The organism is Brevundimonas sp. UBA2416 (assembly GCF_002343105.1).
Lineage (GTDB): Bacteria > Pseudomonadota > Alphaproteobacteria > Caulobacterales > Caulobacteraceae > Brevundimonas.
Map to the genome: position 1 here is coordinate 334804 of NZ_DDRM01000015.1, position 6496 is coordinate 341299.

Here is a 6496-nt window from a genome sequence, read left to right on the forward strand (position 1 = left end):
GCGGGGGCTCCGGGGCGGTTCGTCAGGCTTGCGGCCGGATCAGTTGGCCAGTCGTCTCAGGAACGACGGGATCTCCAGATCGTCCTCGGCCTCCCCGAGCTCGGGCGCCGGCTGTGTCTGGCTGGTGGCGCGCATTTCGGTCGTGCGCGACGCGGACGGATAGGTCGGCTGGGCCGGCTGGCGCTTGCCGCGGCCGAACAGGCTCCATCCGGACTTGCGGTGGTCCCGGTCGTCATAGTCTTCGTGGGCCGGCTCTTCGTGACGGGTCTCCGTCTGCGAAGCGGCGGTGCGGTCCATATACAGGTCGCCCTGCGCGACCGGCGCATCGGCCGCCGCGACGGTGCGGCTGCGCGGCGCGGATTCATACTCCTCGACCCACGGATCGACGATCGGCTCGAGGCTGCGTTCCTCGGCAACGTGGATCACCGGCTCCGGGCGGGGCTCGAAACGGGGTTCCGGGGCGCGGGCCGCGGTTCCGTAGGTGGGCTGGCTGGCCTGAAAGGTGGGGACGATCGGCGCGGCTTCGGCCTGACGCGGCGCCTCGGCGCGGACCGGCTCGCGGCCCAAATCCCGGGCGGCGTCATGACGCACAGGCTCGGCGCGCGAGGCGGCGTGGGCCGGGGTCGGCCGGCGGGTGTCGAACACCGAGGTCGTGGCGTTCGGCGTGGTCTTGACCGCGGCCAGGTCTTCCATGCCGGTGGCCACGACCGAGACGCGGATCTTGCCGTCCAGGGCCGGGTCGAAGGCGGCCCCGAAGATGATGTTGGCGTCGGCGTCCACCTCGCCGGCGATGGCGTTGGCGGCCTCGTCGACTTCCAGCAGGGTCATGTCCATACCGCCGGTGATGTTCACCAGCACGGCCTTGGCGCCCTTCAGCGAGGTCTCGTCCAGCAGCGGATTGGCGATGGCGTTCTGGGCGGCCTGCAGGGCGCGGTCCTCGCCCGAGGCCTCGCCCGTGCCCATCATCGCCTTGCCCATTTCGGACATGACGGCGCGGACGTCGGCGAAATCGAGGTTGATCAGGCCCGGCATGACCATCAGGTCGGTGACGCCGCGCACGCCGGAATAGAGCACCTGGTCCGCCAGTTGGAACGCCTCGGCGAAGGTCGTGCGCTCGTTGGCGACGCGGAAGAGATTCTGGTTCGGGATCACGATCAGCGTGTCGACGTGTTTGCGCAGCTCCTGCACGCCGGTTTCCGCAAGCTGCATGCGGCGCTGGCCCTCGAAGTGAAAGGGCTTGGTCACCACCGCGATGGTGAGGATGCCGCGCTCGCGCGCCGTTCGCGCGATCACCGGCGCCGCGCCCGTGCCCGTTCCCCCGCCCATGCCGGCGGCGACGAACACCATGTGCGCGCCGTCCAAAAACTCGATGATCTCGGGCTGGCTCTCTTGCGCCGCCGCCTGACCGACCTCCGGACGCGCGCCCGCGCCGAGCCCTTCGGTAATGGAATGGCCGGGTTGGATGCGGTTTGGCGTGCGCGCGCGTGTGAGCGCTTGCGCGTCGGTGTTGGCGACCACGAACTCGCAGCCCTCGAGCTGCTTGTCGATCATGTTGTTGACCGCGTTGCCGCCGGCGCCGCCGACGCCGAACACGACGATCCTGGGCTTCAGTTCAGTGGTTTGAGGCGCGTACAGCTTCATTAGGGACCCCGTGTCCTGGCGTTCTTTCGAACATTCCGGCGACCCGCCCGCCGGCAATGCCTTACGGCGGGGTTAACCATCGGACCCACATCGTTAATCGGCAGTTAACCGCATAATATGAGTCGCCCCCGGGTCGAGCGGGGTTCGGAGCATTTTTGTTGTGGAGTAAGGCGTTGCGCGAATCAGCCGCGGAAATGCGGCTACAGATTGTCGCGTAGCCAGGCGGCCACCTTGGTGACTGTTCCCGCCCCGGGGTCGACCGGTTCGCGTCGCTTTCCGGCGCCGGCCAACACCTTGGCCGACACGGCTTCACGCGGACCGAAGGCGGCGCGGTGCAGAATGCCGGCGGCGGCGCAGAAGGCGGGGCCCGTCACCGCGTCGGCCAGATGCGGCACGCGGCGCGGACGGCCCAGGCGCACGGGGCGGTCAAACACCCGCACGGCGACTTCGCGGACGCCGGCCAGCTGGCTGGCCCCGCCGGTCAGAACGATGCCCGCGCCGGGCTCGATCGGGGCTCCGGATTCCTTGAGGCGCTCGCGCAGAAGCTCCAGCGTCTCCTCGACGCGCGGGGCGATGATCCCCTTGAGCAGCGAGCGCGGCGCGATGACGGGACCGGCGCCCGGATCATCGCCGCGCGGCGGCGCCTCGATCATCTCGCGATCCTCGTTGGCAGAGGCGATGGCCGAACCGTGCAACGTCTTGATGCGCTCGGCGCCGGCGCGGGAGGTCGACAGGCCGCGCGCGATATCCTGGGTGACGTGCTCGCCGCCGACCGCGAGGGACTCGACGTGGACCAGGCTGCCGCCGCTGAACACGGCGGCCGAGGTCGTGCCCCCGCCCATGTCGATGCAGATGGCGCCCAGATCCATCTCGTCTTCCTCGAGGGCGGCCAGGGCCGAGACGAAGGGCGAGGCGACAACGCCCTCGAACTGCAGGTGCGCGCGCTCGACGCAGTGGCCGAGGGTCTGGAAGATGGTGTCGGCGATCGACACGACGACCAGGTCGACGCCGACGCTCTTGCCGAACATCGACCGGGGGTCGCGCACCCCGCGCTGGCCGTCGACCGACCAGGCGATCGGCAGGATGTGCAGGGGCCGCCGGCCGGGAAGCCGGATCTGCGCCAGGGCCGCGGCCAGGGCGCGCGAGCAGTCATTGTCGGAGATCGGCCGGGCCCCGATGGACACGCGGGCCGACACGCGATGGCTGGCCATCTGGCCGCCGGCGGTGGCGATGGTCACGCCCTGGACGCTGACCCCGGCCACCGCTTCGGCGCGTTCGACCGCCAGGGCGATGGCCTCGGCGGCCTCGTCCATGCTGGCGATGGTCGAGCCCTTGACGCCGCGCGACTGCACGTAGCCGACTCCGGCCGTGGTCAGGGTGCGATCGGCGCGGCGCACGCCGTCCGGCTTCATCACGAAACAGGCGACCTTCGAGGCTCCCAGATCGACCGCCGCGATCACAGGCTGACGCGCCAACGCCGCCTTCAGGCTGTCCCGGGCCTGTTTGCGATCATCCGATCGAGCCATCGTCCTGAGCACCCCTGCCCCTCTGCTCACTAAACGCCCGCCGAGACCGGCGCTTCGGCCGGCAGCGGCGTGTCACGCGGACGCAGGGCGATCAGCCCCGGTTCGCGCAGATCGATCCTCTCGAAGCCCAGCTCCAGGATCCGCTGGCGCTCATCGAGCTGGTCCAGACGGATCAGGGCGGACTCCTCGTCGACGGCCGGCAACTGGACGATGCCGCCATCCTTGAGGCGCAGGTCCCAGCGGCGACCGTCGACACGCACCAGCGCCTCCAGCCGGTCGCGCAGACGCGGACGCGACTGCACCGCCGGCAGGATCGCGGCGGCCGCGTCGTTGGCGCCCTCGCCCACGATCAGCGGCAGCTGCGGGAATCGACCCGGATCCGCTTCGGGTATGGCGCGCCCGCCGCCGTCGATGACAAACGTCCGACCGCCCGTCTGCCACACGGCGAGGGTCTCGCGTTCCTTGACGGCGATGACCAGGGTGTCGGGCAGCAGACGCACGATCTGGGCGTCCTTGACCCAGCCGACATGGGTCACCGACTGGCGGACCTTCTCAAGGTCGACGTCGAGGATCGGCTGCCCCTTGTACAGGCCGGTGGCGTCAAGAACGGCCTGCTGGGCCATGGGCGACGCGCCCTGGATATGCACCTTCTCGAGCTTGAAGCCGAGACCGCCGGTGCTGCTGGCCAGGGCGGCGTGGGCGAGCCGCTCGCCGCGGTCGCCGGTGGCCAGGGTCACGATCAGGCCGAGCGCGAGCACGCCGCCGACCACGCCGAGGGCGACCATCGGCGGCAGGACGCCGCGCGCGGCGCGCAGCTTCGCCGCCGGCCGGGGAGCCTGGGAGGCTTTTCGGGGTCCAGCGCCCCGGTTCGCGGGCGCTTTGGCCCGGGGCTTGGCGCTACCGCGCCCCGCCCCCCGCATTACCGCGGGCATACGCATCCTCCACGATCCAGAGCACCAGTTGGTCAAACGACGTGCCCAGATGGGCCGCCTGCTCGGGAACGAGAGAGGTAGGCGTCATGCCGGGCTGCGTGTTGACCTCCAAAAGGACCAGAAGACGCTTAACAGGGTCATAACGCAGGTCGCTTCTGGTCACTCCGCGGCAACCAAGCGCGGCGTGCGCGAGCTCCGACAGGCGCAGGGCGCGGTCGAAATCCTCCTTGGGCATCCGCGCCGGCACGACGTGCTCGGAGCCGCCCTCGGCGTACTTGGCGTCATAGTCGTAGAAGCCGGTGCGCGGGACGATCTCGGTGACCGTCTGGGCCCTGCCGTCCATGACCGCCACGGCCAGCTCCATGCCGGCGATATAGGGCTCGACCATCACCTCCTCGCCGAACGTCCAGGTCGGGGCGATCACCTCCTGCGGGGGACCGTTGGCGCCCTCGAAGACCAGGAACACCCCGACCGAGGACCCCTCAGCGTTGGGCTTGACGACATAGGGCGGCGGCATGACGTGGTCGCGGGCGACGTCGTGCCGGTTGTAGAGCCCGCCGCCCGGCACAATGACCCCGGCGGCGGCCAGGACCGCCTTGGACTTGGCCTTGTCCATGGCCAGGGCCGAGGCCAGCACGCCGCAGTGGGTGTAGGGCAGACCAAGGGTCTCCAGCACGCCCTGGACGCAGCCGTCTTCGCCCCATTCGCCGTGCAGGGCGTTGAAGCAGACATCGGGCTTCAGCGCGGCCAGCACCTGGGCCAGGTCGCGACCGGCGTCGATGCGCGTGACCTTCGCGCCGAGGCTCTCCAGCGCCGTGGCGCAGGCCGCGCCGGAAACCAGGCTGACCTCGCGTTCGGAGGACAGGCCGCCCATCAGGACGGCGACGTGATGGCCTTGGAGCGGCAGGCTCATTTGGCGTCCTTGAGCGTGCGGAAATCGATGTCGCCGTCGGCGATCATGTAGACGACAGCGGCCCAGGCGGCGACGTTCTGGTCGAACTGCGCGGGCTCGATCTTGTTGATCGTGTCGTCCTCGGAGTGGTGGAAGTCGAAGTAGCGGCTGGCGTCCTGGCGCAGGCTGAACACCGGCACGCCGGCGTCCTGCAGCCCTTCGACATCCGAGCCGCCGAACTGCGCCGGCTCTCGGGAGACCATGATGTTCAGCGGCGCCAGCAGGGCGGAGAGCTGCGCCTGGATCGGATCCCCGGCCGCGCCCTTCGGCAGCTGCAGGGCATAGATGCGATCGCCGCCCAGGTCGCTCTCGCTGGCGGCGATCAGACTGGCCATCTCATCCTTGCGGGCGGCGGCGTAGGCTTCGCTGGAGCCGCCGCTCTCCTCCGAGCCCCACATGACCACGCGGATGGTGCGTTTGGGGTGGCGCGGCAGATCGCCGATCAGCTTGGCGGCCGCCGTGGTGATGGCGATGCCCGAGGCGTCGTCGATGGCGCCCGTGCCCACGTCCCAGCTGTCGAGGTGGCCGCCAATGACGACGACCTGCTCCGGCTTTTCGCTGCCGGTGATGTCGGCGGAGATGTTCCAGGCGACGTTGTCGGGATTGGTCGTCGAGGCGAGGTTGAGCTTCACCCTGACCGGGCCGCGGGCGGCCAGGCGTTCCAGCAGCTCGGCGTCGGGCACGCCCAGAGCCGCGGCGGGGATCTTGGCGACGCCCTCGGCATAACGGAACGCGCCGGTGTGGGGCAGGCGCGAGTCCGAGGTCGAGATCGAGCGGACCAGGTAGGCGATCGCCCCGCGTCTTGCGGCCTCCGACGCGCCTGAACGGCGCGCGACGCCGGCGGCGCCGTAACCCGCGCCGTCCTGGGTGCGGGGCATCGACTGGGTGACCACGGCGATCTTGCCGGCCAGCGACCCTTCCGGCGCGGCGAGGAGTTCGGCGTAGGACCGGAAGACCACGATCTCGGCCTCGATGCCCTTGGCCGGGGTCGGCACGGTGCCGCCCAGGCCCAAGATCGACAGCTTGAACGGGTACGGCCCGACGATGGAGGCCGACTCCGCGCCGCGCGTCCAGGACGGCTTGGCGAATGTCTCGACCTTGATGTTGGTGAATCCGAGATCGGTGAAGGTCTTCACCGCCCAGTCCTTGGCGCGGGCCATGCCCGGCGAGCCGACCTGGCGCGGGCCGATCCCGGTCGTCAGGTCTTCCAGAAGGGTCCAGGCGGTGGGATCGCCGAGCGCCTTGTCGCGGAGCGCCGCGGCGGTGTCGGAGGGCTCGGCGGCGAAGGCAGCCGTCGAGAGGGCGAAGCTGGCCACAAGGGCGGGCAGGATCAAGCGCATGTCAGGCGGGTGCGACAGGCGGCGGCCCAAGTCAAGCGAGGGGTGGTGACGATGCGATGGAGATTTGGTGAGGAGAACGAGTCTCCCTTCCTCCTCAATGGAGGA

5 protein-coding genes are annotated in these 6496 nt (G+C 70.2%); all 5 read right to left on the reverse strand.

Going from position 1 to position 6496, the window contains the following annotated elements; translation table 11 throughout:
• Positions 1-39: 39 nt before the first annotated feature.
• Positions 40-1641 (reverse strand): cell division protein FtsZ, encoded by a 1602-nt coding sequence (gene ftsZ, locus B3E43_RS05695; RefSeq protein WP_292027409.1) that lies wholly within the window; start codon positions 1639-1641, stop codon positions 40-42.
• Between the two features lie 200 nt (positions 1642-1841).
• Positions 1842-3167: a cell division protein FtsA gene (ftsA, locus tag B3E43_RS05700; protein ID WP_292027410.1), complete on the reverse strand. Its 1326-nt coding sequence runs from the start codon at positions 3165-3167 to the stop codon at positions 1842-1844.
• 29 nt (positions 3168-3196) lie between these two features.
• Positions 3197-4099, reverse strand: coding sequence for a cell division protein FtsQ/DivIB (locus tag B3E43_RS05705; RefSeq protein WP_292027443.1), 903 nt, complete (start codon positions 4097-4099; stop codon positions 3197-3199).
• Positions 4065-5012, reverse strand: coding sequence for a D-alanine--D-alanine ligase (locus tag B3E43_RS05710; protein WP_292027411.1), 948 nt, complete (start codon positions 5010-5012; stop codon positions 4065-4067). The genes B3E43_RS05705 and B3E43_RS05710 overlap by 35 nt, the downstream gene beginning before the upstream one ends.
• Entirely contained in the window at positions 5009-6391 is a 1383-nt protein-coding gene (locus tag B3E43_RS05715) for a M20/M25/M40 family metallo-hydrolase (protein WP_292027412.1), read from the reverse strand. Before B3E43_RS05715 ends, B3E43_RS05710 begins: the two co-directional genes overlap by 4 nt.
• Positions 6392-6496 lie beyond the last annotated feature (105 nt).

Bases quoted from the DNA above. Each gene is read 5' to 3' on its own strand.
- B3E43_RS05710 (WP_292027411.1), bottom strand. From the start codon at position 5,012: ATGAGCCTGCCGCTCCAAGGCCATCACGTCGCCGTCCTGATGGGCGGC.
- ftsA (WP_292027410.1), bottom strand. From the start codon at position 3,167: ATGGCTCGATCGGATGATCGCAAACAGGCCCGGGACAGCCTGAAGGCG.
- B3E43_RS05705 (WP_292027443.1), bottom strand. From the start codon at position 4,099: ATGCCCGCGGTAATGCGGGGGGCGGGGCGCGGTAGCGCCAAGCCCCGG.
- ftsZ (WP_292027409.1), bottom strand. From the start codon at position 1,641: ATGAAGCTGTACGCGCCTCAAACCACTGAACTGAAGCCCAGGATCGTC.
- B3E43_RS05715 (WP_292027412.1), bottom strand. From the start codon at position 6,391: ATGCGCTTGATCCTGCCCGCCCTTGTGGCCAGCTTCGCCCTCTCGACG.